We start from the raw sequence: 24,826 nt of genomic DNA, 5'->3' as shown, positions 1-24,826 counted from the left end.
AAAGACAAACGAAAAGATCAGATCACCGCATGACGGTGATCTGATCGTTATCCGGATTTGAGCGTCCGCTGAGCGAACGGCGTTCCCCCTTGAGCTTTCTCAGAGGGTTTCGATCAAGGTTTCCTGGAGACCGCCCAGCCAGAGGTACGCCATCACCATCGGCTTGCGCGGGTCGTCGTCCGGCAGCCTGAACAGCACCGCGCTCTCGTCGTCCTCGGTGATGTCGAGGCGGGCCGCGAGGGTCAGACGCAGGTCGTTGAGCGCGCCGAGCCAGCGCAACGGCAGCTCCCCGGTCAGCTCCAGCACCGCCGCCCCGTCACCGGCCGGCGTGAGCCCGTCCAGGCTGCGTACGACGGCCAGCGCGTCCTCCCGCTTGCGGGTGCGCAGGTCGTTCTCGGTGAAGCGGCGGAACTCCGCCGAGTGCGCGCGCAGCTCCTCCGGATCCTCCTTCGGCCCCGGCCCGTCCGGGCCTCCGTAGGCGTCGGGGAAGAGCCGGGCCAGCGCCGGGTCGGACGGGGGCTCGGAGGGGCCCTCGGCGAACAGCGCGGCGAGCGGGTCGGCGTCCTCGGCGGGCTCGGGCTCGCCGGGGCCGATCAGTTCGAGCATCTGGACGGCCAGGGAGCGCAGGATGGAGATCTCGATCTCGTCGAGCGCGATGGCGGCGCCACCGCCGCCCTTCAGGGGCTGGAACGTGCCGCCCATCAGGTGCGGTCCTGGGAGAGGGTCGCCCACAGGCCGTAGCCGTGCATGGCCTGCACGTCGCGCTCCATTTCCTCGCGGGTGCCGCTGGACACGACCGCCCGCCCCTTGTGGTGGACATCGAGCATCAGCTTGTGCGCCACGTCCTTCGAATAGCCGAAGTACGCCTGGAACACGTACGCCACGTAGCTCATGAGGTTGACCGGGTCGTTGTGCACCAGGGTCACCCAGGGGACGTCGGGTTCGGGGACCGCGAAGGTCTCTTCGGCCGATTCGGTGCGTTCGATCTCTACAGGAGCAACACTCACTTGTCCCATGCTGCCACCGTGCCGGGCCCGTCGCACAAACGGGTCCTACATCTCGTCACTTTGACGAGATGTGCGCTAGCATCCGTGACATGAACCCTGCGGACCTGGGCCTGCCGGTGGACGTGCCGTCGACAGCGCTCTTCACGGACCATTACGAGCTCACGATGCTGCAGGCCGCGCTGGCCAACGGCACCGCCGACCGCCGCTCGGTCTTCGAGGTCTTCACCAGGCGGCTGCCCGAGGGGCGGCGCTACGGGGTGGTCGCGGGAACCGGGCGGGTGCTGGACGCGGTGGAGAACTTCCGCTTCGACAGCGCGGTGCTGGAGTTCCTGCGCGAGCGGGCCGTGGTCGACATGCGGACCCTGGACTGGCTGTCCTCGTACCGCTTCTCCGGCGATATCTGGGGCTACCCGGAGGGCGAGGTCTACTTCCCCGGCTCGCCGATCCTGCGCGTCGAGGGCAGCTTCGCCGAGTGCGTGCTGCTGGAGACCGTGATCCTGTCGATCCTGAACCACGACTCGGCGATCGCCGCGGCCGCCTCCCGGATGTCCTCGGCGGCGGGCGAGCGCCCGCTGATCGAGATGGGCGCGCGGCGCACGCACGAGCTGGCGGCGGTGGCCGCCTCGCGGGCCGCGTACGTGGGCGGCTTCGCCTCCACCTCGGACCTGGCGGCCGGCTTCCGGTACGGGATCCCGACGGTCGGCACGAGCGCGCACGCCTTCACGCTGGTCCACGACAGCGAGCGGGACGCCTTCACCGCGCAGGTGGCCTCGCTGGGGCGGGGCACCACCCTGCTGGTGGACACCTACGACGTGGCCGAGGCCGTCCGCACCGCCGTCGAGGTGGCGGGCACCGACCTGGGCGCGGTCCGGATCGACTCCGGTGACCTGCTGCTGGTCGCCCACCGGGTGCGGCAGCAGCTGGACGAGCTGGGCGCGACGGCGACGAAGATCGTGGTCACCTCGGACCTGGACGAGTACGCCATCGCCTCGCTGGCGGCGGCGCCGGTGGACGCGTACGGGGTGGGCACCCAGCTGGTGACGGGCAGCGGGCACCCGACGTGCTCGATGGTCTACAAGCTGGTGGCGCGGGCCACCTCGGCCGACCTGAAGGCGGCGCTGGCCCCGGTGGCGAAGAAGTCCTCGGGCGGGAAGACCTCCATCGGCGGCCGCAAGTGGGCGGCGCGGCGGGTGGACGCGGAGGGGATCGCCGAGGCGGAGGTCGTCGGGACCGGGCCGGTCCCGTCGGCCCTGGCCGACCACCAGCTCCTGACCCAGCTGGTCAAGGCCGGCGAGGTGGTGGCCCGCGAGCCGCTGGAGGCCGCGCGCGACCGCCACCGCGCCGCCCTTGCGCGGCTGCCGCTGTCCGCGACGCAGCTGTCGCGCGGCGAGGCCGTGCTCCCGACGGAGTACGCGTAGCCGCGGCTCCGCAGCCGGGGCTCCGCCCCGGACCCCCTACGGCGCTCCGCGCCCGCGCCTCAAACGCCGGCGGGGCTGGTTTGGCCGGCCCCGCCGGCGTTTGAGGCGCGGGGGTCTGGGGGCAGAGCCCCCGCAGGGCCCCGCCGCACAGAGACATCGAGCCGAAGGACAACGTCATGCACCGCGCACTGATCGTCGTCGACGTACAGAACGACTTCTGCGAAGGCGGCAGCCTCGCGGTCACCGGCGGAGCCGACATCGCCGCCGCCGTCACCGAGTACATCGGCCAGGCCACGCCCGCGTACCGGCACGTGGTCGCCACCCGCGACCACCACATCGACCCGGGTGCCCACTTCGCGCACCCGCCCGCCGAGCCGGACTTCGAGACTTCCTGGCCCGTCCACTGCGTCGCCGGGACCGAGGGCGTGGGCTTCCACCCGAACTTCGCCCCCGCCGTGGCCTCGGGCGCCGTCGCCGCCGTCTTCGACAAGGGCGCGTACGAGGCCGCGTACAGCGGGTTCGAGGGCGCTGACGAGAACGGGGCGACGCTCGGCCAGTGGCTGCGGGACCGGCAGGTCACCGAGGTGGACGTGGTCGGGATCGCCACCGATCACTGCGTCCGGGCGACCGCCCTCGACGCGGCCCGCGCCGGCTTCGGCACGCGGGTCCTGCTGGACCTGACGGCCGCCGTCGCCCCGCACACCACCGCACGGGCCCTGGAGGAGCTCCGTGCGGCGGGTGTGACGCTGGTGACCCACAAGCCGGCCGGGGACGGCCACGAGGGCCCCGAGGGCGGCCAGGAGCGGCCCTAGGCCCTAGGTCCCCAGCAGGGCCCGGATCGGGTGCCAGAGCTCCTGCGCGCGGTCGGGCGCGCCGCGCCACAGCAGGCCGTCCGGGTGGTGCAGGACGGCCGTGACCTCGTCCGGCGTCGGCGGGTGCGCGTTGCCCCGCAGGTACACCGCCCGCATCCCGAGGTTCCGCAGCCTGGTCAGGGCGCGGGCCCGGTTCGCGGCGTGCACCAGCACGCGGACATTTCCGCCTTCTCCGCAGGGCCGCGGCAGCGTGAGCGCCACGACCACGCTGCCGCCTGGCAATCTGACGAAACCTCCACCGGGCATGGCTGTCATCTCCCCCGTCAACAAGAAACTCGTACCGGGCATCTAAACGCGATCGGCCGCCGCCCGCTAGAGGGCGACGGCCGATCATGCTTTGACCTGCGGTTTTACCGAATTACTTCGAGGAGGGGCCCACCTCGACGGTCATGACCTCACCGTCGTAGGTCTCCTTCAGGATCTTGATCTTGGTGTTGGTGTCAGTGACCTTCACCGATCCGGTCGGGTTCTCGTCGTAGAAGTACTTGCCCTTGTGGTCGTCGAAGACCAGGTTGGCGGGCTTGGGCTTCAGGAAGAGCGACTCGCCGTTCTTGTGCAGCGTGAACGCGTCCGTCGAGTAGGCGCTGAAGGTCGCGTCGTACGGCTGGATCTTGTTCCGCAGCAGGGTGCCGTCGGCCCACTTCATGGGCTTGGCGTTGGCGTCGACCGGGAGGATCAGACCCTGGCCCGGGTGGACGCTGGTGTTGTTGTCCTTCTGGCTGGTGTCCCACTGCCAGATGAGCAGGCCGTCCTGGTACGGGTAGTGCTCGACCCAGTCGGGCTTGGTGTTGCCGAAGCCGAAGTTGTACGGGCCGACCTTGAGGGTCTTGTCGTACGAGACGTAGCGGCGGTTCTCGGCCAGGTAGTACTGCGCGTACTCCTTGGTGAAGTTGGCGCCGATGCGCGAGAAGCCCTTGCCCGTCCAGCCGTTGTCGCCGTTCTCGGCGCCGTCGGTGAACAGCGCGGAGCCGTCCGCGGTGAGGGTCACGGCGTCGGCGGTGAAGCCCTTGCCGCCCGCGCCGCCGTCCGTCTGGTAGCGGAAGCGGAGGTCGACCTTCTTGCCCGCGTAGGCGTCGAGCGGGAAGTTCAGGTTCTTCCAGGCACCCGAGACACCGGTGAGCGACGGGCTGCCGGAGGCGTCGGCCGGGAGGGCCGTGCCGTCGGCGGTGCCGGCGAGGGCGGTCCAGGTGGCGCCGCCGTCCGTGGACACCTCGGTGTAGAGGTAGTCGTAGTCGGCCTCGATGTCCCACCAGCCCTTGAGGGACAGCGCGGCGGACTTCTTGCCGGTCAGGTCCACGGAGCGGGTGAGGGTGTTCTTGAGGTCGTCACCCATGCCGCTCCACCACTGGGTGGAACCCTCGGCGGGCGCGACGACGTCCGTCTGGACCTTCTTCTTCGGCAGCTCGACGACCAGGGCCTGCTTGTCCTTGGTGTTGAACTCCGCCACGCCCAGCTTGTGGGTGGACTTCGTCGCGGCCTTCGCCGTGTCGTAGTTCAGCCAGCCCAGCTGGAGCTTGTCCCAGGCCGTCATGTCGCCCGGGAGGTCGCCTATGGAGTCCTTGCCGGTGCCGAGCCAGGAGCCGGCCGACATCAGGGACCAGAAGCCGACGCTGTTCTCGCCGCCACCGGTGGTGTCGTAGAGGTCGGGCAGGCCGAGGTCGTGGCCGTACTCGTGCGCGAAGACGCCGAGGCCGCCGTTCTCGGGCTGCATCGTGTAGTCGCCGACCCAGATGCCGGTGTCACCGATCTGGGTGCCGCCGGCCTTGTTGTTGTCCGGGCCGGTCTTGCCCGCCGCGGTGCCGTAGGCGTACCAGCGGTGCGCCCACAGCGCGGTCGTGCCCTGCACGCCGCCGCCGGCCGACTCGTCCTCGCCCGCGTGGACGATCTGGAAGTGGTCGATGTAGCCGTCGGGCTCGTTGAAGTTGCCGTCGCCGTCGAAGTCGTAGCGGTCCCACTGGTCGTACTGGGCCAGCTGCGCCTTGATCTGCGCGTCGGTCTTCCCGGCCTTCTTCTGGCCCTCCGTCCACGCGGCGACGCCGTCCTTGACGGTGTCCCACACGTTGGAGCAGTTGGTCTGGCCGCAGTAGTTCGAGCCGTAACGACCCTCGTTGTACGGGACCTTGACCCAGTCGGCGACCTCGCCCTCGACCGAGTAGCGGCCCGAGGAGGTCTTCTCGTAGTAGGTCTTCAGCGAGTCCTTGCCCTGACCCGAAGCGAAGTACAGCTCCTGGAAGTACTCGCGGCTGAAGTCCTTGCGCCAGGCGGTGCTGTTGTCCTTCGCACGGTCCGGCTGGGCGATCGTGTTGTGCAGCGGACCGGGGGTGCCGCCGTACTTCGGGACCGCCGGCTGCGGGCCGGGGCCGTCCGGGTCGTGCATGGTCGTGTTGTCGACCTGGTCGCCGAACTCGACGAGGATCGTGAAGATCTTGTCGGTCTTCTCGCGGCCGAGCTCGACGTACTTCTTGTCGTCGAGCTTGACGACCTTCGAGGCGCCGCGCTGCTCGACGCCCTTCTTCCCCTGGAGCACCTGGTCCAGGGCGGCCTTGCGCTGCTGGGCCTGCTGCTCGCTGAACGGACCCTTCAGGTCGTGCTCGACGACCTTGGCGGGAGCGGTCGGGTCCTGCCGGTCGGCCGCCGGGGCGGCCGCACCCTTACCCTCGGCCTGAGCCGCGGTAACGGTGAAGAAGGTGGCGCTCGTCGCACAAGCAGCCATGGTCACGGTGACGGCGGCAGCACGGATTGCACGCCGTCGGGCGGAATTGCTGGTCACTTGATGTCGTTCCCCTCCCGCGGCCGCGACGTAGTGTCGGAACTTCTCCATAGGAGTGGGGGGTTCCGCGCGGCGCGCGTCTCAAGTGACGACATTTGACCGGAGAGAAGCAAGAAAAGACAGACCTTGACTTGTCCCTTACAACTGCACTATGCGGTCAGGCAGTTCCGCTATCCGGACGTTCCACAGCCATACGGGGCGAAGGGCGCTTCCCGACCCCGCCGGAGGTCCGTCCCGTCCCCATTTCCCCCTCTGGCGTGGCGCGAAAAATGATCCCGTGCGCCCCCCGTGCTCCGGCACCGTGTGTTAGGTCACGCTTACCGGCGGTTCCTCTCGGGCATCTCCCGTCATAGAGTCACTTGACGCGCGACCTAGTTGAGCCGACTCCCCCTCCCCTCCCGAGGACGGATACCGCCATGCCGCGTCCGACTGCCGCACAGCTCGCCTACGGGTCCGCCACGGTCATCGTGTCGACGATCGCCATGCTGCTGCTGTCGCAGACGAGTACCGGGCTCGGGGTCGCGGTCATCTCCGCAGCCGCGCTCGCCCTGGGTCTGCTCGTCGCCCTCACCGTGCCCGCGCCCCGGCGCCGCGGCCGTCACGCGGCCCGTACGGGGGCCCCCGCGGCCCCCGCGCCCGCCGCGGGGCCCGCCTCCCACGAGGGTGCGGCGCCGGCCGCCCGGGTGCCCGATCCCCGGACCGCCGGAGCCGAACACCCCGTCCACCACTGAGCGACGCGGCGCGGGCGGCCTCCCCGGAGGGAGACCGCCCGCTGTGTGCTGCGCCGCTGCGTACGCGTCAGGTCGACCGGACTACGACGGTCTTGGCCGCCTTGTCGTGCAGGCCCTGCTGGTAAGGCTTGTCGACCAGGATCGAGATGAACACGACGATCCACCAGAAGCCGCCGCAGCAGGGGATGAGACACGGCAGCCACAGGGCGCACGCCCGGCCGAGGGAACTCTTGGACGAGGGCACGCTGCCGTCGTTGAGCATGGCGACGCGCAGACCCATCGCCTTCTTGCCGAGGGTCCGGCCGCTCTTGGCGTTGAAGTACCAGTCGTACGCGACGTAAGCGGCGATCGCGATCAGCAGCCACAGCACGAAGGCGCCGGTGTACCAGTTGGCGGCCGTGTCGGACACACCCTCCCCCGCGTCGGGGTCGCTCGTGTCCCAGTTGACGCTGAATCCCGTCACGATGAACCAGACGAGCCAGACCGGGATGCCCACGACCAGCCAGTCGATGATGCGCGCGACGACCCGCTTGCCGGTGTCCGCGAGCGGCGGCATGCCTGCGAGCGGGTCGGGCATGCCGGAGCCGCCGCCGTACGGGTCACCGCCGCCGTACGGGGGCGGCGGGGGCGGGTATCCGCCGCCGCCCGGGCCTCCCGGGGGCGGGAACCCGCCGGCGCCCGGGCCTCCCGGGGGCGGCGGGGGGCCGCCGCTGCCGGGGGGCGGCGGCGAGCCGTACGGCGAACCGCCCGACGGAGGCGTCGGTTCCTGGGGCTTCTTGAGGAACGGGTCTTCCTCGGGCGGCTCGGCCGGCGGCGGCTGGTCGGTACTCATGGCCCGAGTCGAACCCGGCACCGTCACCCCCGCAACGGGGCGGCGTCCGTTCGGGGGAGAAGGCCTGTCGGCCGGGGGCTGCGCCGCTCGGGCCGGATCGGAGGGGGCCGGTTGGGCGCCGGGTGGCTGCGCCGCTCGGGCCGGGGGTACGAGGGGGCCGCTCGGGCCGGGGCCGGGCGCGCGCCGGGGTGTCTCCTCGGGCGCCGAACGTGTCGAGGGGTCGGAGAGATCGGCCTTGTTGTGTTCGGCGCCCTGCGGGGACACCCCGACACACACCCGACCCCGACCCAACCGGCCCGGCTGCTACCCCAGAACCTGCGACCTTGCCGCACCATCCAGCCTCGCCGGCGTTTGAGGCGCGGGGTGCGGGGCGGAGCCCGGCGGGGGCTGGGCGGAGCCCCGGCGGCGGCGCACCGGTCTAGCGGGCTACGTACGTCTTGGCCGCCTTGTCGTGCCAGGCCTGGCGGCGCGGGCGGTCCACGAGGCACCAGAGGCTGCCGGGGAGGCCGAGGAGGGCGTAGACGAGCCAGCGGCGCAGGGCCGCGCCGAAGGTGGGCGGGCGGAGGGTGGCGGTGGCCAGCACCCGCACGCCGAGCAGCTTCTTGCCCGGGGTGCGGCCCCAGCGGGCGGTGGGCAGCGCCTCGTACAGCACTCCGAAGAGGAGAACGGCGCCGAGGACCAGGCCCAGGTGGCCGGCGATGGTCGTGTCGAACAGCCAGACGGTGGTGGTGTGTCCGCTCGCGCGGGCGGCGTCCACCTTGGCCTGCACGTGCGCGGTGGCCCCGGGGAGGAGGGGCCGGGCGACGGCGGCCGCGACGGCGGCGAGGACGAGCGAGTCCAGTACGCGGGCCACGAATCTGCGGGTCAGCCCCGCCGGGCGCACGGCCCGGTCCGCCATCCGCTCGAAGACGGCCCGGGGTGTACTGGCGCCCGCCGGGCGGGACGGGCGGTCGCCCTCGGATCCGCGCGGCTCCCAGCCCTTGGCGCGGGGCTCGGCCGGGGCGGCCGGCACGGGGGTCGGCTCGGGGGTCGGCACCTTCGGGCGGACGCCCGCGGGCCGCGGTGCCCACACCTCGTGCCGGGGGGCCTCGGCGGGCTGCGCGGTGCCGGGGCGGGGAGCCGCGGGGAGCCCGGCCTCCGGGCGGGGGTCGGCCGGGGCGGCGGGCCGGGAGGGCGCCGGGGCGGCGGCCGCTGCCCCGGGCCAGGAGGAGGTGGCTCCGGATACTCCGGCTCCGGGTGCGTCGGGCCATGCGGGGGCCGGAGCGGGGACGGCAGGGGTCGGCACCGGGGCGGGGGCGGGTGCCGGGGCCTGCGCGGCCGGGGACCGGGCCGACAGGATGCCCATGGAGGCCGCGGGCAGGCGCGCGGGCGCCGCCGCGGCGGCCGGCGTACGGGCCAGGGAGATGCCCGCCGGGCGGGCGGCGGCCTGGCCGGCCTCGGGCTCGGGTTCGGCCGGGCTGCCCCACGAGACCCGGTGGTCGCGGGGCCCGCCGAAGCCGGCCTGGTGGACGGGGTCGGCCTGCCACACCACGGGTTCCGGCTCGCGGGCGCGTTCCGGTTCGCGTTCCGGTTCGCGTACGCGCACCGGTTCGGGTTCGGGCAGTGCCTCGGTCACGGAGGTCTCGTCCAGGAACACCGGCCCCGTCTCCTGGGCGGGGGCGGGCCGGCTCGTGCCGGGCACCCAGGCCGCGCCGTTCCAGTACCGGATGTACCCGGGGATGGACGGATCGGGGTAGTAGCCCTCGCGGGCCGCGTGCTCGCCGTCACCAGGGGAGGCCGTCATGTCCCCAACTCCGATCGTGGCTTGAGGCTTGTGCAAGGGAGGACCATAGCCAAGAACCTCGCCCCGACCGGTCCGGTAACGGGAGAATCCAAGCCATTGAGCTAACCTCACGCCCCACGGCGGATTTCGGTCAGCCGACAGAATTCGGCCAATCTCCGGTTCGTTGCCGGAACTCGCGTCATACCCGGGCACATCGCCGCTCTCTCGGGATGTGGGGCGCCATCAGGCCCTGCGCACCGAACCGAAGTGAGGCCGTCATGCACCACCCCGTCATCGAGCGCGAGCTGGAACTGAAGCTGGTCCTGTCCCCCGAGCGCAGCATCCCCGTCCCGGCGCGGCTCCTCTATCTGACCGACGACCCGTACGCCGTCCACATCACCTTCCACACCGGCTCCAGTACCCCCGTCAACTGGACCTTCGCCCGCGAGCTGCTCGTCGAGGGGGTGTTCCGCCCCTGCGGCCACGGCGACGTCCGGATCTGGCCCACCAAGGTCGACAACAAGGCCGTGCTCTGCATGGCGCTCAGCTCCCCCGACGGCGACGCCCTCCTGGAGGCCCCGGCCGGTTCCGTGTCGGCCTGGCTGGAGCGCACCCTGCGCATGGTCCCGCCCGGCACCGAGGCCGAGCGGCTCGGCCTGGACGCGGCCCTGGCCGAGCTGCTCACGCCGACCCCCGCCGACGACCTGTGGCTGCGCGACCCGTGGCCGTCGGACGAGTCGGCGGACGGGGACCTGTGATGGCGGACGGTCCCGGCCGCGTACGGCCGGCCGCGGAGCCGGCGTCAGAAGAGCTTGCCCGGGTTGAGCAGCCCCAGCGGGTCGAAGGCCTGCTTGACGGCGCGCTGCATCTCCATTCCCACCGGGCCGAGTTCGCGGGCCAGCCACTCCTTCTTCAGGACGCCGACCCCGTGCTCTCCGGTGATGGTCCCGCCCAGTTCCAGCCCCAGCCCCATGATCGCGCCGAACGATTCGCGGGCCCGACGCGTCTCGTCCTCGTCGGCGGGGTCGAAGCAGACGATCGGGTGGGTGTTGCCGTCTCCGGCGTGCGCCACGACCCCGATGAGCAGGTCGTGGGCGCGGGCGATGGCGGCCGTCCCGTCCAGCATCTCGGCGAGCCGCGAGCGCGGTACGCAGACGTCGTCGATCATCGTCGCGGGCCGCAGGGCCTCCAGCGCGGGGAAGGACATCCGGCGGGCCTGCAGCAGCAGTTCCGACTCCGCCTCGTCCTCGGCGGGCACGACGGCGGTGGCCCCGGCGGCGGTGCACAGCGCCCCCACGGCCGCGAGGTCGTCCGGGGCGTGCGGGGTGTCGAAGGCGGCCATCAGCAGGGCCTCGGTGGCCTCCGGCAGGCCCATCTTGCCGAGGGCGTTGACGGCGCGGACGGTCGTACGGTCCATCAGCTCCAGCAGCGAGGGGGTCAGGCCCGCCTCCATGACGGCGCAGACGGCCTCGCAGGCGGCCGCGACGGAGGGGAACTCGGCCGCCAGCGCGAGCTGGCGGGGCGGCGCGGGCTTGAGGGCGAGGACGGCCTGCACGACGATGCCGAGGCTGCCCTCGGAGCCGACGAAGAGCCGGGTGAGGTCGTATCCGGCGACTCCCTTGGCGGTGCGGCGGCCCGTGCGCAGCAGCCGCCCGTCGGCCAGGACCACGTCGAGGCCGAGCACGTACTCGGCGGTGACCCCGTACTTGACGCAGCACAGGCCTCCCGAGGCCGTGCCGATGTTGCCGCCGATGGTGCACTGCTCCCAGCTGGAGGGGTCGGGCGGGTAGTACAGGCCCTGTTCGGATACGGCCCGCGAGAGCACCGCGTTGACCACGCCCGGTTCGACGACGGCGATCCGGTCGACGGCGGAGATCTCCAGGATCCGGTCCATCTTGACGAGGGACAGCACGATGCAGCCGTCGGAGGCGTTGGCGCCGCCCGACAGGCCCGTACGGGCGCCCTGGGGGACGACGGGGATTCGTAGGGCGGTGGCGGTGCGCATGACGTGCCGGACCTGTTCGACGGTCCGGGGCAGTACGACGACAGCCGGGGTCCCGGCGGCGCAGAAGCTGGCCATGTCGGTGGCGTAGGAGGCCGTCACCTGGGGATCGGTGAGCAGGGCGTCGGCCGGGAGTCCTTCGAGGAGGTTCGCTCGCAGACGTGCGGAGAGATCGTCATCCATGGGACAAGCGTGGCACCGGGGCCATCGGTGTGAACACGCCCGCGCCCCTCTTCGGGCACCTCCGTGAACTCTTCATATTGACGCACAGTGACCCCATGGACCGTATCGACGAGGAATCACAGACGCCGGCGCCGCCCGTGACCTTCACCGGCCGCAAGACGCTCGTGGCCGCCGCGGTCGCCGTGGTCCTGATCGCCGGGGCCCTGCTGATCCGCCCCGCCCGGACCGGTGACGACGCCCGCCCGCCGGGGCCGAGCGAACGCGCCGCGTCGGCGGTGGGCATGGGCGCGCCCGCTGCGGCGGTGGACCTGACGGCGCTGGTGGCGGACCGGGAGAAGTGGGTCGCGAAGCACGCGGACGACGACGCCTCGTGGGCGGTCCTCGGCTCCGCGTACGTCGAACAGGCCCGGCGCACCGCGGACTCGGACTGGTTCCCGAAGGCGGAGAAGGCGCTGAAGCGCTCGCTGGAGGTCCGCCCGGCGGAGAAGGGCAACTTCGACGCGATGACGGGCATGGGCGCGCTGGCCAATGCCCGGCGTGACTTCGGGACCGCCAGGAAGTGGGGTGAGCTCGTACGGGCGCAGGCGCCGAAGCGGTGGACGGCGTACCCGGTGCTCGTGGACGCGTACACGGGGCTCGGCGACTACAAGGGCGCGCAGAAGGCGATGGAGCTGCTGCTGGAGCTGCGGCCGGGTCTGGTGGCGCACGTACGGGCCTCGCAGGTCTACCGAGACCGCGGCTGGCGCGAGGACGCGGTGGTGTCGATGGAGGAGGCGGCGGGCGCGGCGAAGGCACCGGCGGAGAAGGCGTACGCGCTGTTCCGGCTCGGGGAGCTGTCCTGGGAGCGGGGTGACGCGGCGGAGGCGCTGCGCCAGTACGAGGGTGCGCTGCGGACGGATCCGGCGCAGGCGCAGGCGCTGGGCGGCCGGGCCCGTGCGCTGGCCGCGCTGGGCCGCTCCGGGGAGGCGGTGCGGGACTACCGGCTGGCGCTGGGGCGGACCCCGGTGCCGCAGCTGGCCAGGGAACTGGGCGAGCTGCTGGAGTCGCTGGGCCGGACGCAGGAGGCGCGCGTTCCGTACGACATGATCGGCTCGTTGGCGGCGCGGGACGCCCAGAACGGCGTCGACGACGATGTGGTCCTCGGCCTGTACGAGGCGGACCACGGCGATCCGGCGGCGGCGGTGCGGCGCCTGTCGGAGGAGTGGTCGCGGCACAAGAGCGTGCAGGTGGCGGACGCGCTGGGGTGGGCGCTGCACCAGGCGGGCGAGGACGCGGCGGCGCTGGAGTACGCGAAGAAGGCCACGGAACAGGGCCTGCGCAGCGCCGACTTCTCGTACCACCGGGCGATGATCGAGCGCGGCCTCGGCGATGTGGCGGCGGCCCGGCGACACCTCCAGGAGACCGCGCGGACGAACCCGCACTTCTCGCCGCTGCGGGGGCCGCTGGCCAGGGAGGCCCTGACGGCGATCGGCCAGCCGCCGCCGGGCGGCCCGGAGCACCTGCGGCCGGTCACTCCGTGGGTGGAGCCGGAGCTGCCCAAGCCGAATCCCGAGCCGAAGCCGAAGGCGTCCCAGGAGCCGAAGGCGCCGCGGGAACCGAAGGCGGCCCCTTCTCCGTCCGGCCGCTGACCGGCCTGCCGCCGACCGGCTGACCGGCTGACCGGCCCGCTGACCGGCCGGCCCGCTGACCGGCCGACGGCGCCGCGGCCCTCCCCTCACGGGGCCGCGACGCCGTGGGCCGGGGCACGGGCGGGCCCCCCGGCGCCGGCCGGGGGGCCCGAAGTCGCCGGGCGACTAGAGGTTGCCGCGCTTGTCCTGCTCGCGCTCGATCGCCTCGAACAGGGCCTTGAAGTTGCCCTTGCCGAAGCCCATGGAGCCGTGGCGCTCGATGATCTCGAAGAAGACGGTCGGGCGGTCCTGCACCGGCTTGGTGAAGATCTGCAGCAGGTAGCCGTCCTCGTCGCGGTCGGCCAGGATCTTCAGCTCGCGCAGCTCGTCGATCGGCACCCGGGTGTCGCCGACCCACTCGCCGAGCGTGTCGTAGTAGCTGTCCGGCACGGACAGGAACTGGACGCCGGCCGCGCGCATCGAGCGGACCGTCGCGACGATGTCGTTCGAGGCCAGCGCGATGTGCTGGACGCCGGGGCCGCCGTAGAACTCCAGGTACTCGTCGATCTGCGACTTCTTCTTCGCGATCGCCGGCTCGTTGATCGGGAACTTGACCTTCTTGGTGCCGTCCGCGACCACCTTGGACATCAGCGCCGAGTACTCGGTCGCGATGTCGTCGCCCACGAACTCCTTCATGTTCGTGAAGCCCATGACCTTGTTGTAGAACGCGACCCACTCGTTCATCCGGCCGAGTTCCACGTTGCCGACGCAGTGGTCGATGGCCTGGAAGGTCCGCTTGGCCGGGGGCGCGACCATCGGCTCGACGGCCTCGTAGCCCGGGAGGTACGGGCCGGTGTAGTCGCCGCGCTCGACCAGCGTGTGGCGGGTCTGGCCGTACGTCGCGATCGCGGCCAGCACCACGGTGCCGTGCTCGTCCTTGACCTCGTACGGCTCGTCCAGGCCGCGGGCGCCCTGCTCGACGGCGTACGCGTAGGCCGCGCGGGCGTCCGGGACCTCGATGGCGAGGTCGATCACGCCGTCGCCGTGCTCGGCGACGTGCTCGGCCAGGAAGCGGCCGTGGTCGGTCGCCGGCTTGATGACCGAGGTCAGCACGAAGCGCGCGGAGCCGTTGGTCAGGACGTAGCTGGCCGTCTCGCGGCTGCCGTTCTCCGGGCCGGAGTAGGCCACGACCTTCATGCCGAAGGCGGTCGAGTAGTAGTGCGCGGCCTGCTTGGCGTTGCCGACGGCGAAGACGACCGCGTCCATGCCCTTCACCGGGAAGGGGTCTGCCTCACGCGCGGTGTGCGGGGTGGTTTCGAGGTTCGCCAGAGACTCAGTCATGAGCGCAGAGTCCCGCCGATCCACAAGCTGCGCAATAGTTTCCTGTTTGCCTGTACAAGGTGACCAGTCTGAGCGCAGGATGGTTGAAACATCTGTGCACTATGACCACCCACGGGCACGTGTGGGCACCTGGAGGCGTCCATGGGCATCGACGAACTCGACGGCCGGCTCATCGTCCTGCTCGCCCGCGAGCCCCGGATCGGTGTCCTGGAGGCCTCGCGGCGCCTCGGCGTGGCCCGCGGGACGGTGCAGGCCCGCCTGGACCGGCTCCAGTCGAACGGGGTCATCCGCGGGTTCGGCCCGCAGGTCGATCCGACGGCCCTCGGGTATCCGGTGACCGCCTTCGCCACGCTGGAGATCAAGCAGGGGCAGGGGGCCGACGTACGGGCCCACCTGGACGGGGTGCCCGAGGTACTGGAGCTGCACACCACCACCGGGCACGGGGACATGCTGTGCCGGCTGGTGGCCCGGTCCAACGCCGACCTGCAGCGGGTGATCGACCGCGTCGTCGGGTTCGAGGGGATCGTCCGGGCGTCGACGGCGATCGTGATGGAGAACCCCGTGCCCCTGCGGATCATCCCGCTGGTCGAGCAGGCGGCCGAGGACGACACCCGCCCCTGACCCCACGAAGGAGGAGTTGCAAAGAAATCCTTGCAGAGATTTCTTTGCAACTCTATCGTCGAGCCATGCCCGAGAACCCCGCAGCGCCCAACGTTCGTACGCTCGACGCGCGTTCACTGCGCGGCCTCGCCCATCCCCTGCGCATCCGGCTCCTGGGCGCCCTGCGCCACGACGGCCCCGCGACCGCCTCCCAACTGGCCGAGCGACTGGGGGAGTCGAGCGGCGCCACCAGCTACCACCTGCGCCAGCTCGCGGCGCACGGGTTCGTCGAGGACGCGCCCGAGCACGGCAAGGGCCGCGAACGCTGGTGGCGGGCCGCGTACGACAGCACGGCCTTCGACGAGAGGCTGACGCTCGACGAGGACCCGGCCGTGCGCGGCGCGGCGGACCTCTTCCTGCACGAGATCGCGACGATCCACACGCAGGAGCTGAGCACCTGGCTCGGCAACGCCCACAACTGGCCCCGGGAGTGGCGGCGCGGCGCGGACATGAGCGACTTCACCCTGCGCCTGACCCCCGCACAGAGCCACGAACTGATCCTCAAGATGCACGAGCTGATCAACGGTTATCGCGATCTCCCGGCCTCGGAGGGCACGAAGGCGGTCCGCTTCCACACGCACGCCTTCCCGCGCGAGACGCCCGGGGAACGGCCCCGCCGGGCCGAGTAGCGGCCCCGCCACATCCGCCGCCCGGCCGCACCCGCCGCCCCCTCCCCCACTCAGCCCAGGAGTCCTGCTGTGCACGCCCCACTCCCCGACGAGCCGCCGTGCGCGGAGCGCCGCACGGACAAGCGCCCACTGGCCGCCGTACTGGCCGCCAACACCATCTCCATAGCGGGAAGTTCACTCACCCTCATCGGCGTCCCGTGGTTCGTGCTGCAGACCACCGGCAGCGCCGGCCGGGCCGGGGTCGTCGCCTTCTGCGCCACCCTGCCCGTCGTCGTGGCCGCCCTGGTCGGCGGCCCGGTCATCGACCGGATCGGCCGCCGCCGGGTCTCCGCCGCCTCCGACCTGATCAGCGGGCTGGCGGTCGGCGCGATCCCGCTGCTGCACCACGCGGGCGTGCTCGCGTTCTGGATGCTGTGCGCGCTGATGGCCCTCTGCGGCCTCGTGCACACCCCGGGCCTCACCGCCCGGGGCGTGCTCCTGCCGAACCTGGCCCAGCACGCCGGCACCACCGTCACCCGGGCGGCCGGCCTCTACGACGCGGTCTCGCGCGGAGCCCGGATGGTCGGGGCCGCCGTGGCCGGCGTACTGATCACGGCCTTCGGCGCCGAGACCGTACTGCTGCTGGACGCGGCGACCTTCGGGGCGTCGGCGCTGCTGGTCGCCGTGTTCGTGCGCGGGGTGCCGGCCGCCGAGCCGCAGCGGGCCGCCGGGAAGGTGTCCTTCGCGGCGTACCGTGCCGAACTGGCCGAGGGCTGGGCCTTCCTGACCCGCTCCCGGCTGCTGATGGGCATCACGGTGATGGTCATGATGACCAACGGCCTGGACCAGGGATGGTCCTCGGTGCTGCTGCCCGTGCACGGCCGGGACGCCCTCGGCGGCGCCACCGCGCTCGGCCTGATGATCTCCCTCTTCGGCGGCTTCGCGCTGCTGGGCGCCCTGCTCTACGGGATGTGGGGCGAGCGGTTCCCGCGCCGGGCGGTGTTCGCCGGGGCCTTCCTGCTCTCCGGGGCGACCCGGTACGTGGTGGCCGCCGTCACCGACACGCCGCTGCCGCTCGCGGTGACGATGGCCCTGGCCGGCCTGGGCGCGGGCGTGCTCAACCCGATCCTGACCACGGTCATGTTCGAGCGGGTGCCGGAGGAGCTGCGCAGCCGCGTCGCGGGGGTGACCACGGCCGGCTGTGAGCTGACGATGCCGCTGGGCGGGCTGGCGGCGGGTCTGCTGGTCGACGGGTTCGGGGTCGGCCGGGCGCTGCTGCTGTTCGGCGGGACCTACCTGCTGACGACGCTCGCCCCGCTGGTCTTCCCGGCCTGGCGCGGCCTGGACCGGGGGCCGGACGTCAGCAGGACGGAACGTCCTCTCCCCGCTTCAGCGCGCGCAGGGAGTTCACCGCGTCCGTGAGCGAACCGACGGGGATCAGCCGCAGTCCCTCGGGGAGTTCCGACCGCGCGTCCGCGCATTCGGCCTTCGGTACGAGGAACACGCTCGCCCCGTCGCGCCGCGCGGCCTGGGTCTTCAGGGCCACCCCGCCGACGGCGCCGACCGTGCCGTCGGCGGTGATGGTTCCCGTACCGGCGATGTTGCGTCCGCCGGTGAGGTCGCCGCCGCTGCCGTCGCCGTCGAGCTTGTCGACGACGCCGAGGGAGAAGAGGAGGCCGGCGCTGGGGCCGCCGACGTCGGCGAGGTTGAGGTCGACCCTGACGTCCTTGGGGTCCTTGTCGAGGTAGCCGAGCGCGGCCTCGGCGGCGGCCGACTGTGACTTGGCCATTTCCTCCAGGTTGTGCTTCTCGATCTCCTCGTCGCTTCCGCCCGAGGAGTAGACGGCCTCCTTGGGCATGACCGCCTGATCGGTCTTGAACCAGTGGTCGACGAGCTCGTGCAGCCGCATGGTCGAGGACGGCCCGGTGGCCCGGATGGTGGTCATCCGCAGCTGGCCCTCGGTCTCCCGGACGGGCGCCCCGGTGACGGTGATGACCGGCTTGCCCTTGTCGGAGCCGAGCACGTCGGCCGTGGGCCCGGGCACGGCGACCACGTAGGGCAACGGCGCGAAGGCCGCGGCGACGAACAACCCGGCCACGGGCACGGCACAAACGGCCAGGGCGACGGGACGCGACAGACGTGTGAGGGCTGAGAGCACCCGCCCAATCTATCCGCCCGCCCGCAGGTCCGGCCTCGCCGGCCAGTCCAGCCCGCCGCGCTCTTTCAGCCCCGCCGGCGTCTGAGGCGCGGGGTCCGGGGCGGAGCCCCGGCAACGGCGCCGCACCCGCACCCCACACCGCCCCCACCGAAAACCCAGTCGGACCGAGCGCCGAGCGTCAGCGCAGCGCGTCCGCCACCTCGCGCGCCGCGTCCACCACCCTCGGCCCCACCCGCTCCGGCACCGCGTCCGCCAGCATGACGACCCCGACGCTGCCCTCCAGCCCGGTGATCCCCACGAGCGGCGCGGCCGCGCCGCTCGCGCCCGCTTCGAGTTCGCCGTGCGTCAGCGTGTACCCGGGTTCGATGAGGGAGCCCTGACGGGCGGCCAGGATGGCCCGCCCGGCGGCCCCGCGGTCCAGCGGGTGGCGGAAGCCGGCCCGGTAGGCCACGTGGTAGTCCGTCCAGGTCGGCTCCACGACGGCGACGGCGAGCGCCTCGGTGCCGTCGACGAGGGTCAGGTGGGCGGTGGCCCCTATGTCCTCGGCGAGGGAGCGCAGCGCGGGCAGGGCGGCCTCGCGTACGAGGGGGTGCACCTGCCGGCCCAGCCGCAGTACGCCCAGACCGACGCGGGCCCGGCCGCCGAGGTCACGGCGGACCAGGGCGTGCTGTTCGAGCGTGGCGAGGAGCCGGTAGACCACGGTGCGGTTCACACCGAGGCGGTTGGAGAGCTCGGTGACGGTCAGACCGTGGTCGGTGTCGGCGAGCAGTTTGAGGACTCTGAGCCCTCTGTCGAGAGTCTGGGAGGTTTCCGCGGTCACGACGCCTCTCCCTCTTTCGGTGGGCGGCGGTGACTCTCGGGGTGGAACGCCGCCGGTCCCGCGGCGGCGCACGGAGAGGCCGCCGGTAGCGGCCATGGCACCGGCTGCGCTCCCGCGGCGGCGCTGCCACGGTGCGTTCGATGCGGGGACAGTAGCGAGCAGGTCCGCTCAGCGGAAGGGCTCGTCCAGAATCCGGGCGCGTGCTACCTGTTTATGCCGGTTCCTGATCGCTACCGGTGTCGATTCGTAACCTCAATGTGCACAGGAGCCCTTTACCGCCCCATTACTCTGATCATGTTCAAAAAGATGGTCCTACGGCTCTGGGGGGATGCGCGGATGCGCACCTGAGCCGTGAACAGGGGGAAAATCCGCATGAAGCTCAAGCGCATCGCCATGGTCGCCGCCGCCGCGGTGGTCGGCCCGACGGTCCTGATGGCCACGCCCGCGATGGCCGACGAGGTCCGCAACCCGGCGGTCACGACCCCGGACGCGGCGCCGGAGGACGACACCGCCCCGGCGACCGGCGAGACCCCGCCGGCACCGGACGCCCCGGGGGGCCCTGAGGCGTCGAAGCCCGAGGCCGGGCAGCAGCCGGCGGCCCCGCAGACCCAGCCGAAGCCGCAGCCGCAGCCCGCCGAGACGGTCACCTCCGGGGGCGCCGGAAAGACCGACGAGACGCCCGCCGCCCCGGCCCCGAAGCTGACCCTGGACGGCCTCCCGAAGGAGTTCAAGTCCGGCGCCGGCTGGAGCGAGTTCTCCCTGCACGTGGACAACTCGGGCCGCCCGGGCGTCGACGACTACTCCCTCGAACTGGTCCTGTGGACCCTCGACACCTTCGGGTGGGAGGCCGGCGACATCCAGACCCAGGTCTACGCGCCCGACTCCAAGGGCGCCTGGGGCTGGCACACCATCGCGGCGGAAGGGTCCGAGGAGGTCTACAGCCTCAGCCTGGCCGACGTCGACATCGAAAAGAACGAGGTCTTCGACCTCAAGCTTCGTATGAAGTTCGGCAAGGACACGCCGCCCTCCCGCTTCTCCCTGTCCACGACCGCCGAGGGCGGCACCGCGGACCGCGTCCGGTACGAGTCCAAGGTGACCTCGCCCGACGACGAGCAGGAGCAGAACAACGGCCCGAAGATCGCCGTGCAGGGCCTGCCGGCCGGCGGCTTCACGGCGGGCGGCGCCTGGCAGCCGTTCTCGGTCGGCGTCGACAACTCCGGCAAGGAGAAGATCGACAAGTACGGCTTCGCGGTCTTCTTCGACAACAACAGCGAAACCCTCAAGTCGAAGCACCTCGCCATCGAGGTCTGGGACGGCGAGCGCTGGGTCGACGCCAAGAACGACACGTCGAGCCAGGTGGCCTGGACGAACATCGAGCGCGCGGTCGGCAAGGACGCGAAGTTCGACATCCGGCTGCGGGCCAAGTTCACCGAGGACGCCCCGGTCGGCCCGATCTTCATCGCCGTGCTCGCGGGCGACCACGGCGAGGACGGCATCACGTCCGACGTGGCCTTCGCCCACAGCGCGATCACCGCGCCGGGCACCGAGCCGGGCACCGAGCCCGGCACCGGTGACGGCGGCACCACCGGCAACCAGCCCAAGCCCGACGGCGGCTCCACCCCGGTCAAGGACACCACCCCGGTCACCACCGGCGGCCGGCTGGCCGAGACCGGCACCGACGCGGCCACCAGCTGGGCCCTCGGCGGGGCCGGCGTGGCGCTCGCCATGGGCGCGGCCCTGGTCGCGGGCACCGGCCGCCGTCGCCGCCCCACCGCGTAAGACCGCCGGACGGTCACAGGGGACGGGGTCCGTGCGATGTCCCGCACGGACCCCGTCCCCTGTTCTGTGTGAACTCACCGCATGCGGGTGGCCCACTCCTGCACCTTCTTGATCCGCTCGCGCAGCTGCCCCGCCGTGGCCTCCGCGCTCGGCGGCCCGCCGCACACCCGGCGCAGCTCCGTGTGGATCACGCCGTGCGGCTTGCCGCTCTGGTGGACGTACGCGCCGACCATCGTGTTCAGCGACTTCCGCAGTTCCAGCAGCTCCTTGTGCGAGACCACCGGCCGCCGCTCCGCCGGCAGCTCCAGCAGGTCCGCCTCGGAGTCCGGCTTGCGGCGGCTGTGCGCGATCTGCCGCGACTGCCGCTTCTGCAGCAGCATCTGCACCTGGTCCGGCTCCAGCAGTCCGGGGATGCCGAGGTAGTCCTGCTCCTCCTCGCTGCCCGGGTGCGCCTGCATGCCGAACTCGGCGCCGTCGTAGAGCACCCGGTCGAAGACCGCGTCGGACTCCAGCGCCTCGAAGGACATCTGCTCGTCCTCGCCGGTGTCCTCGTCCTCCTGCTTGTTCGCCTCGTCCATTTCCTTCTCGGACTCGGCGTACGGGTCTTCCTCGCCCTGCTTCTTCGGCTTGTCGAGGACGTGGTCGCGCTCGACCTCCATCTCGTGGGCGAAGCCGAGGAGATAGGGAATGGTCGGCAGGAACACGGACGCGGTCTCGCCGCGCCGGCGCGAGCGCACGAAGCGCCCGACGGCCTGGGCGAAGAACAGCGGGGTCGAGATCGTCGTCGCGTACACGCCGACCGCGAGGCGCGGCACGTCGACGCCCTCGGACACCATCCGGACCGCGACCATCCAGCGGCTGCCGTCCTCGCTGAACTCGTCGATCCGCTTCGACGCGCCGGTGTCGTCGGAGAGCACCACGGTCGCCTTGCTGCCCGTGATCTCCCGCAGCAACTTGGCGTAGGCGCGCGCCGAGTCCTGGTCGGAGGCGATGACGAGGCCGCCCGCGTCGGGGATGCCCTTCCTGACCTCCGTCAGCCGCTGGTCGGCGGCGCGCAGCACGTTCGGCATCCAGTCGCCGCGCGGGTCCAGCGCGGTGCGCCAGGCCTGAGAGATGGCGTCCTTCGTCATCGGCTCGCCGAGCTTGGCGGCGATCTCGTCGCCCGCCTTGGTGCGCCAGCGCATGTTGCCGCTGTAGGAGAGGAAGATGACGGGCCGGACGACGCCGTCGCCGAGCGCGTTCCCGTATCCGTAGGTGTAGTCGGCGGACGACCGGCGGATCCCGTCGTTCCCCTCCTCGTACGCGACGAAGGGGATCGGGTTCGTGTCGGACCGGAAGGGCGTGCCGGTCAGGGCGAGGCGCCGGGTGGCCGGGTCGAAGGCCTCCAGGCAGGCCTCGCCCCAGGACTTCGAGTCACCGGCGTGGTGGATCTCGTCGAGGATGACGAGGGTCTTGCGCTGCTCGCAGCGGTTGCGGTGCAGCATCGGGCGCACGCCGACACCGGCGTAGGTGACGGCGACCCCGTGGTAGTCCTTGCTGAGCGGTCCGGCGGAGTACTCGGGATCCAGCCGGATGCCTATCCGCGCAGCGGCTTCCGCCCACTGCTTCTTCAGGTGTTCGGTCGGCGCGACCACGGTCACCTGCTGGACCACGTGGTGGTGCAGCAGCCAGGAGGCGAGGGTCAGCGCGAAGGTGGTCTTGCCTGCGCCCGGGGTCGCGACCGCGAGGAAGTCCCGCGGCTGCTTCTCGATGTACCGGTCCAGCGCTCCCTGCTGCCAGGCGCGCAGTTTGCCCGCCGTACCCCAAGGGGCGCGGCCGGGGAAGGCGGGTGAGAGGTGGTGGGAGGCGGTAGTAGTCACGGTCTCCGGTTCGTCGCTCTCGGCAGTCGTACGTAGGACAACCGGGCCACCTTACCGGGACGGGCCCGCCCCTCGCGGAGGGACAGGCCCGTGACCTCGCGCGGTGCGGCGAGCGTCACACCGGAGGGCGGAGCAGCGCCCTCAGCCGGCCGGCGACGTGTGCGACGTCCGTCTCGTGGCCGGCCGCCACGTCGATGACCAGCGCGTACGCGGCCTCCTGGTCGACGTCGCCCGGGTCGGCCCCGTTCACGGCGAGGAAGGTGGCCGCGGCGAGCCAGGCAGTGCGCTTGTTCCCGTCGACCAGCGGGTGGTTCGTCGCGATGCCGTGAAGCAGCGCGGCGGCCTGCTCGTACGGGTCCTCGTAGGCCGGGGTCCCGAACATGCGGGCCCGCGGCCGGTGCACCGCCGACTCCAGCAACCCGGGGGCGCGCAGTTCGACGGGCTGGTCCTGGGCCAGGCAGGCGTGCCGGGCCAGGTCGAGGACCTCGGCGAGGGTGAGGTGGCGCACCGGGGCGGCGGCGGTGGCGGTCATGCGCCGAGCCGCTTCAGCAGGGGCGCGTGCCGCTGCGCGAGGCGCAGCGCCTCGGCCCCGACACGGTCCCGCTCGGCCCGCAGCCGCGCCCGTACGGCGTCGAGCGCGAGCTCCTCGGGCGACTGGCCGGTGGCGTCGGCAAGGTCGGCGCACTCCGCGCGCTCGGCGTCGGACAGCCGGATGATCAGCTCGTTCATGGCCGCAACGCTAATGCGGCCGCCGGCCGTGACGCAGCCGAATTCCCCGGCGCACACGCCTCGGCGTTCTCCGGCGCTCACGCGTCGGCGTTCTGCGGCCCTCACTCGGCGTTCTGCGGCGCTCACGCGTCGGCCTTGCCCGGCGCTCACGCGTCGGCGGGCTCCAGCCGGGTCGCGACCCACGCCCCCACCAGGGCCACGCAGGCCATCGGCAGGAACACCACCACGAAGGCGGCGGGGTGCGAGGCCGACCCCCCGTCCGCCAGGGCGTGGGAGGCACCGACGGCTCCGCCGCCCAGCGCGGCGAAGGCGGCGCCGCCGCCCGCCAGCAGCACCACGTTCGCCAGCGCGTCCGAGATCTGCAGCGCGGCGGAGTTCGCGCCCGCCTCCTCCGGCGCCGACAGCTTCAGCAGCAGCACGCTCGTGGAACCGATCACCAGCCCCATGCCCAGGCAGCCGACCGCCCAGGCCAGCGCCAGCGTCCACACCGGCACGGACTCGATGAGCACGGCGGGCGCCGCGGCGATGGCCAGGGCGACCATCACCATGCCGGTCACCATCAGCCGTGCCCGGTACGGGGCCATCCGCCCCTTCGACTGCACCCACGAGCCGCCCGCCCAGGTCACTCCGCCCAGCGCGAGCGAGAACCCGGCCAGCGTCGGGCTCAGCCCCCGCTGGGTGACCAGCATCAGCGGTACGAAGCTCTCCGCCGCGACGAACGAGCCCGCGGCCACCCCGCGCAGCAGCACCACGGACGGCAGTCCGCGCCGCGCCAGGTACGTCCCGCGCGGCAGCAGCCCGAGCACGGCGGGCACCAGCAGGGCCGCGCCGGCGATGCCCGGCAGCAGCGACAGCCACCGCAGGTCCTGGGCGGCGTACTGGAGCAGCCCCGCGCCCAGCGAGATCCTGAGGGCCAGCCGGATCCGCCGCCGGTCGAAGGCCACGGGCGGCGCGTCCGGGTCGACGGGCCCGGACGCGGTCCGGCGTATCGCCGGCAGGGCCAGCACCAGCGGCACGACGACGAGGGCCGGGATCCCGAGGAACACCCACCGCCACCCGAGGTGCTCGGTGACCGTCCCCGAGGCCAGCGGCCCGACGATGGAGGGCACCACCCAGCTCGCGGCGAAGGCGGCCATGATGGCGGGGCGCAGCCGCTCCTCGTAGGCCCGGCTGACCACCACGTACAGGGCGACGATGACCAGCCCGCCGCCGAAGCCCTGCACGGCCCGGCCGAGCACGAACACCCACATGGCCCCGGCGGTCCCGGACACCACGAGCCCGGAGGCGAACGAGGCGATGCCGACGGTCAGCGGCCGCAGCGGCCCCTGCCGGTCGGCCCACTGCCCGGACAGGACCATGCCGAAGAGGCTGGTCGTGAAGTAGGCGGAGAAGGCGAAGGCGTAGAGCCCGATCCCCTCCAGCTCGCGCGCGGCGACGGGCATGGCCGTCCCCACGGCGGTGGCCTCGAAGGCGATCAGGAAGACGACGGAGATGATCCCGATGCTGAGCGTCCGGTACGTGGGCCCGAGGACCCCGCCCTGCTGCAGGGGCGGGATCGGCACGGTTCGCTGGGGCACGCGGGGCTCAAGGGCACTCATCGCCCCAGCGTAAGGTGCGTAGCCGTGTATCGACCCTGTCCATTCGGCGGATCCCGCCTCCTCCCGGAGACCTAGGCCCCCGGGTCACTG

Annotated in this window: 23 protein-coding genes; 9 read left to right on the top strand and 14 right to left on the bottom strand. The window is 72.4% G+C overall.

Going from position 1 to position 24,826, the window contains the following annotated elements:
* Positions 1-99: 99 nt before the first annotated feature.
* Both ACZ4VT_RS30570 and clpS read right to left on the bottom strand, forming a co-directional pair.
* The gene (locus tag ACZ4VT_RS30570; RefSeq protein WP_351590105.1) at positions 100-702 is read right to left on the bottom strand and encodes a DUF2017 domain-containing protein; all 603 of its coding nucleotides are present in this window, start codon (positions 700-702) and stop codon (positions 100-102) included.
* Positions 702-1,016 (bottom strand): ATP-dependent Clp protease adapter ClpS, encoded by a 315-nt coding sequence (clpS, locus tag ACZ4VT_RS30565; protein ID WP_319728254.1) that lies wholly within the window; start codon positions 1,014-1,016, stop codon positions 702-704. Before clpS ends, ACZ4VT_RS30570 begins: the two co-directional genes overlap by 1 nt.
* Before the next feature lie 80 nt (positions 1,017-1,096).
* On the opposite strand from clpS, the gene ACZ4VT_RS30560 reads away from it, so the two are divergent.
* On the top strand, positions 1,097-2,425 hold the full coding sequence (locus tag ACZ4VT_RS30560) for a nicotinate phosphoribosyltransferase (RefSeq protein ID WP_467954525.1): 1,329 nt from the start codon (positions 1,097-1,099) through the stop codon (positions 2,423-2,425).
* A gap of 176 nt (positions 2,426-2,601) precedes the next feature.
* A complete protein-coding gene (locus tag ACZ4VT_RS30555; RefSeq protein WP_467954523.1) occupies positions 2,602-3,237 on the top strand; it encodes an isochorismatase family protein in 636 nt (211 codons plus the stop codon).
* A 3-nt stretch (positions 3,238-3,240) separates the two neighbouring features.
* Here ACZ4VT_RS30555 and ACZ4VT_RS30550 read toward each other — a convergent pair whose 3' ends face one another.
* Positions 3,241-3,543 (bottom strand): hypothetical protein, encoded by a 303-nt coding sequence (locus tag ACZ4VT_RS30550; RefSeq protein ID WP_037807208.1) that lies wholly within the window; start codon positions 3,541-3,543, stop codon positions 3,241-3,243.
* A 112-nt stretch (positions 3,544-3,655) separates the two neighbouring features.
* A complete protein-coding gene (locus ACZ4VT_RS30545; protein WP_467954521.1) occupies positions 3,656-6,010 on the bottom strand; it encodes an immune inhibitor A domain-containing protein in 2,355 nt (784 codons plus the stop codon).
* 473 nt (positions 6,011-6,483) lie between these two features.
* Between ACZ4VT_RS30545 and ACZ4VT_RS30540 the strand changes: the two genes are divergently transcribed.
* A complete protein-coding gene (locus ACZ4VT_RS30540) occupies positions 6,484-6,798 on the top strand; it encodes a hypothetical protein (protein WP_467954519.1) in 315 nt (104 codons plus the stop codon).
* Positions 6,799-6,865: 67 nt separating this feature from the next.
* Here ACZ4VT_RS30540 and ACZ4VT_RS30535 read toward each other — a convergent pair whose 3' ends face one another.
* The gene (locus ACZ4VT_RS30535) at positions 6,866-7,630 is read right to left on the bottom strand and encodes an RDD family protein (RefSeq protein WP_467954517.1); all 765 of its coding nucleotides are present in this window, start codon (positions 7,628-7,630) and stop codon (positions 6,866-6,868) included.
* A gap of 418 nt (positions 7,631-8,048) precedes the next feature.
* On the bottom strand, positions 8,049-9,413 hold the full coding sequence (locus tag ACZ4VT_RS30530; RefSeq protein WP_467954515.1) for an RDD family protein: 1,365 nt from the start codon (positions 9,411-9,413) through the stop codon (positions 8,049-8,051).
* A gap of 257 nt (positions 9,414-9,670) precedes the next feature.
* Between ACZ4VT_RS30530 and ACZ4VT_RS30525 the strand changes: the two genes are divergently transcribed.
* A complete protein-coding gene (locus ACZ4VT_RS30525) occupies positions 9,671-10,150 on the top strand; it encodes an SsgA family sporulation/cell division regulator (protein ID WP_467954513.1) in 480 nt (159 codons plus the stop codon).
* Between the two features lie 44 nt (positions 10,151-10,194).
* Here the strand turns inward: ACZ4VT_RS30525 and ACZ4VT_RS30520 are convergent, their stop codons facing one another.
* Entirely contained in the window at positions 10,195-11,577 is a 1,383-nt protein-coding gene (locus tag ACZ4VT_RS30520) for an FAD-binding oxidoreductase (RefSeq protein ID WP_467954511.1), read from the bottom strand.
* Positions 11,578-11,672: 95 nt separating this feature from the next.
* On the opposite strand from ACZ4VT_RS30520, the gene ACZ4VT_RS30515 reads away from it, so the two are divergent.
* Positions 11,673-13,205 (top strand): tetratricopeptide repeat protein, encoded by a 1,533-nt coding sequence (locus ACZ4VT_RS30515; RefSeq protein WP_467954509.1) that lies wholly within the window; start codon positions 11,673-11,675, stop codon positions 13,203-13,205.
* 165 nt (positions 13,206-13,370) lie between these two features.
* Here the strand turns inward: ACZ4VT_RS30515 and hppD are convergent, their stop codons facing one another.
* Positions 13,371-14,525 (bottom strand): 4-hydroxyphenylpyruvate dioxygenase, encoded by a 1,155-nt coding sequence (hppD, locus tag ACZ4VT_RS30510; RefSeq protein WP_467954507.1) that lies wholly within the window; start codon positions 14,523-14,525, stop codon positions 13,371-13,373.
* Between the two features lie 141 nt (positions 14,526-14,666).
* On the opposite strand from hppD, the gene ACZ4VT_RS30505 reads away from it, so the two are divergent.
* The 3 genes from ACZ4VT_RS30505 to ACZ4VT_RS30495 all read left to right on the top strand — a co-directional run bounded on the left by ACZ4VT_RS30505 (position 14,667) and on the right by ACZ4VT_RS30495 (position 17,215).
* The gene (locus tag ACZ4VT_RS30505) at positions 14,667-15,146 is read left to right on the top strand and encodes an Lrp/AsnC family transcriptional regulator (RefSeq protein ID WP_351297364.1); all 480 of its coding nucleotides are present in this window, start codon (positions 14,667-14,669) and stop codon (positions 15,144-15,146) included.
* 65 nt (positions 15,147-15,211) lie between these two features.
* The gene (locus ACZ4VT_RS30500; RefSeq protein ID WP_467954505.1) at positions 15,212-15,814 is read left to right on the top strand and encodes an ArsR/SmtB family transcription factor; all 603 of its coding nucleotides are present in this window, start codon (positions 15,212-15,214) and stop codon (positions 15,812-15,814) included.
* 69 nt (positions 15,815-15,883) lie between these two features.
* On the top strand, positions 15,884-17,215 hold the full coding sequence (locus tag ACZ4VT_RS30495; protein WP_467954503.1) for an MFS transporter: 1,332 nt from the start codon (positions 15,884-15,886) through the stop codon (positions 17,213-17,215).
* Here ACZ4VT_RS30495 and ACZ4VT_RS30490 read toward each other — a convergent pair.
* Positions 17,154-17,951 (bottom strand): S16 family serine protease, encoded by a 798-nt coding sequence (locus ACZ4VT_RS30490; protein ID WP_467954501.1) that lies wholly within the window; start codon positions 17,949-17,951, stop codon positions 17,154-17,156. The genes ACZ4VT_RS30495 and ACZ4VT_RS30490 overlap by 62 nt on opposite strands.
* Positions 17,952-18,129: 178 nt before the next feature.
* Positions 18,130-18,771 (bottom strand): IclR family transcriptional regulator, encoded by a 642-nt coding sequence (locus tag ACZ4VT_RS30485; protein ID WP_007264382.1) that lies wholly within the window; start codon positions 18,769-18,771, stop codon positions 18,130-18,132.
* Between the two features lie 372 nt (positions 18,772-19,143).
* On the opposite strand from ACZ4VT_RS30485, the gene ACZ4VT_RS30480 reads away from it, so the two are divergent.
* Complete coding sequence (locus ACZ4VT_RS30480) at positions 19,144-20,550, top strand: hypothetical protein (RefSeq protein WP_467954499.1); 1,407 nt, start codon at positions 19,144-19,146, stop codon at positions 20,548-20,550.
* A gap of 74 nt (positions 20,551-20,624) precedes the next feature.
* On the opposite strand, the gene ACZ4VT_RS30475 is transcribed toward ACZ4VT_RS30480, so the two are convergent.
* The 4 genes from ACZ4VT_RS30475 to ACZ4VT_RS30460 form a co-directional block, all read right to left on the bottom strand.
* Positions 20,625-22,409 carry a DEAD/DEAH box helicase gene (locus ACZ4VT_RS30475; protein WP_467954497.1) on the bottom strand — a complete coding sequence of 595 codons (1,785 nt, stop codon included), beginning with the start codon at positions 22,407-22,409 and terminating at the stop codon, positions 20,625-20,627.
* Positions 22,410-22,524: 115 nt separating this feature from the next.
* On the bottom strand, positions 22,525-22,941 hold the full coding sequence (locus ACZ4VT_RS30470) for a type II toxin-antitoxin system death-on-curing family toxin (RefSeq protein ID WP_467954495.1): 417 nt from the start codon (positions 22,939-22,941) through the stop codon (positions 22,525-22,527).
* The gene (locus tag ACZ4VT_RS30465) at positions 22,938-23,138 is read right to left on the bottom strand and encodes a hypothetical protein (RefSeq protein ID WP_362860386.1); all 201 of its coding nucleotides are present in this window, start codon (positions 23,136-23,138) and stop codon (positions 22,938-22,940) included. Before ACZ4VT_RS30465 ends, ACZ4VT_RS30470 begins: the two co-directional genes overlap by 4 nt.
* Positions 23,139-23,284: 146 nt before the next feature.
* Positions 23,285-24,736, bottom strand: a complete 1,452-nt coding sequence (locus ACZ4VT_RS30460) for an MFS transporter (RefSeq protein WP_467954493.1) — start codon at positions 24,734-24,736, stop codon at positions 23,285-23,287.
* Positions 24,737-24,826: the final 90 nt, after the last annotated feature.

It is taken from the genome of Streptomyces sp. NPDC029164 (genome assembly GCF_055563995.1).
This window is presented reverse-complemented; position numbering and strand designations above follow the sequence as displayed.

Excerpts from the sequence above, each read along its gene's own strand:
- ACZ4VT_RS30570 (WP_351590105.1), bottom strand. The coding sequence starts at position 702 with ATGGGCGGCACGTTCCAGCCCCTGAAGGGCGGCGGTGGCGCCGCCATC.
- clpS (WP_319728254.1), bottom strand. The coding sequence starts at position 1,016 with ATGGGACAAGTGAGTGTTGCTCCTGTAGAGATCGAACGCACCGAATCG.
- ACZ4VT_RS30560 (WP_467954525.1), top strand. The coding sequence starts at position 1,097 with ATGAACCCTGCGGACCTGGGCCTGCCGGTGGACGTGCCGTCGACAGCG.
- ACZ4VT_RS30555 (WP_467954523.1), top strand. The coding sequence starts at position 2,602 with ATGCACCGCGCACTGATCGTCGTCGACGTACAGAACGACTTCTGCGAA.
- ACZ4VT_RS30550 (WP_037807208.1), bottom strand. The coding sequence starts at position 3,543 with ATGCCCGGTGGAGGTTTCGTCAGATTGCCAGGCGGCAGCGTGGTCGTG.
- ACZ4VT_RS30545 (WP_467954521.1), bottom strand. The coding sequence starts at position 6,010 with ATGGCTGCTTGTGCGACGAGCGCCACCTTCTTCACCGTTACCGCGGCT.
- ACZ4VT_RS30540 (WP_467954519.1), top strand. The coding sequence starts at position 6,484 with ATGCCGCGTCCGACTGCCGCACAGCTCGCCTACGGGTCCGCCACGGTC.
- ACZ4VT_RS30535 (WP_467954517.1), bottom strand. The coding sequence starts at position 7,630 with ATGAGTACCGACCAGCCGCCGCCGGCCGAGCCGCCCGAGGAAGACCCG.
- ACZ4VT_RS30530 (WP_467954515.1), bottom strand. The coding sequence starts at position 9,413 with ATGACGGCCTCCCCTGGTGACGGCGAGCACGCGGCCCGCGAGGGCTAC.
- ACZ4VT_RS30525 (WP_467954513.1), top strand. The coding sequence starts at position 9,671 with ATGCACCACCCCGTCATCGAGCGCGAGCTGGAACTGAAGCTGGTCCTG.
- ACZ4VT_RS30520 (WP_467954511.1), bottom strand. The coding sequence starts at position 11,577 with ATGGATGACGATCTCTCCGCACGTCTGCGAGCGAACCTCCTCGAAGGA.
- ACZ4VT_RS30515 (WP_467954509.1), top strand. The coding sequence starts at position 11,673 with ATGGACCGTATCGACGAGGAATCACAGACGCCGGCGCCGCCCGTGACC.
- hppD (WP_467954507.1), bottom strand. The coding sequence starts at position 14,525 with ATGACTGAGTCTCTGGCGAACCTCGAAACCACCCCGCACACCGCGCGT.
- ACZ4VT_RS30505 (WP_351297364.1), top strand. The coding sequence starts at position 14,667 with ATGGGCATCGACGAACTCGACGGCCGGCTCATCGTCCTGCTCGCCCGC.
- ACZ4VT_RS30500 (WP_467954505.1), top strand. The coding sequence starts at position 15,212 with ATGCCCGAGAACCCCGCAGCGCCCAACGTTCGTACGCTCGACGCGCGT.
- ACZ4VT_RS30480 (WP_467954499.1), top strand. The coding sequence starts at position 19,144 with ATGAAGCTCAAGCGCATCGCCATGGTCGCCGCCGCCGCGGTGGTCGGC.
- ACZ4VT_RS30470 (WP_467954495.1), bottom strand. The coding sequence starts at position 22,941 with ATGACCGCCACCGCCGCCGCCCCGGTGCGCCACCTCACCCTCGCCGAG.
- ACZ4VT_RS30465 (WP_362860386.1), bottom strand. The coding sequence starts at position 23,138 with ATGAACGAGCTGATCATCCGGCTGTCCGACGCCGAGCGCGCGGAGTGC.
- ACZ4VT_RS30460 (WP_467954493.1), bottom strand. The coding sequence starts at position 24,736 with ATGAGTGCCCTTGAGCCCCGCGTGCCCCAGCGAACCGTGCCGATCCCG.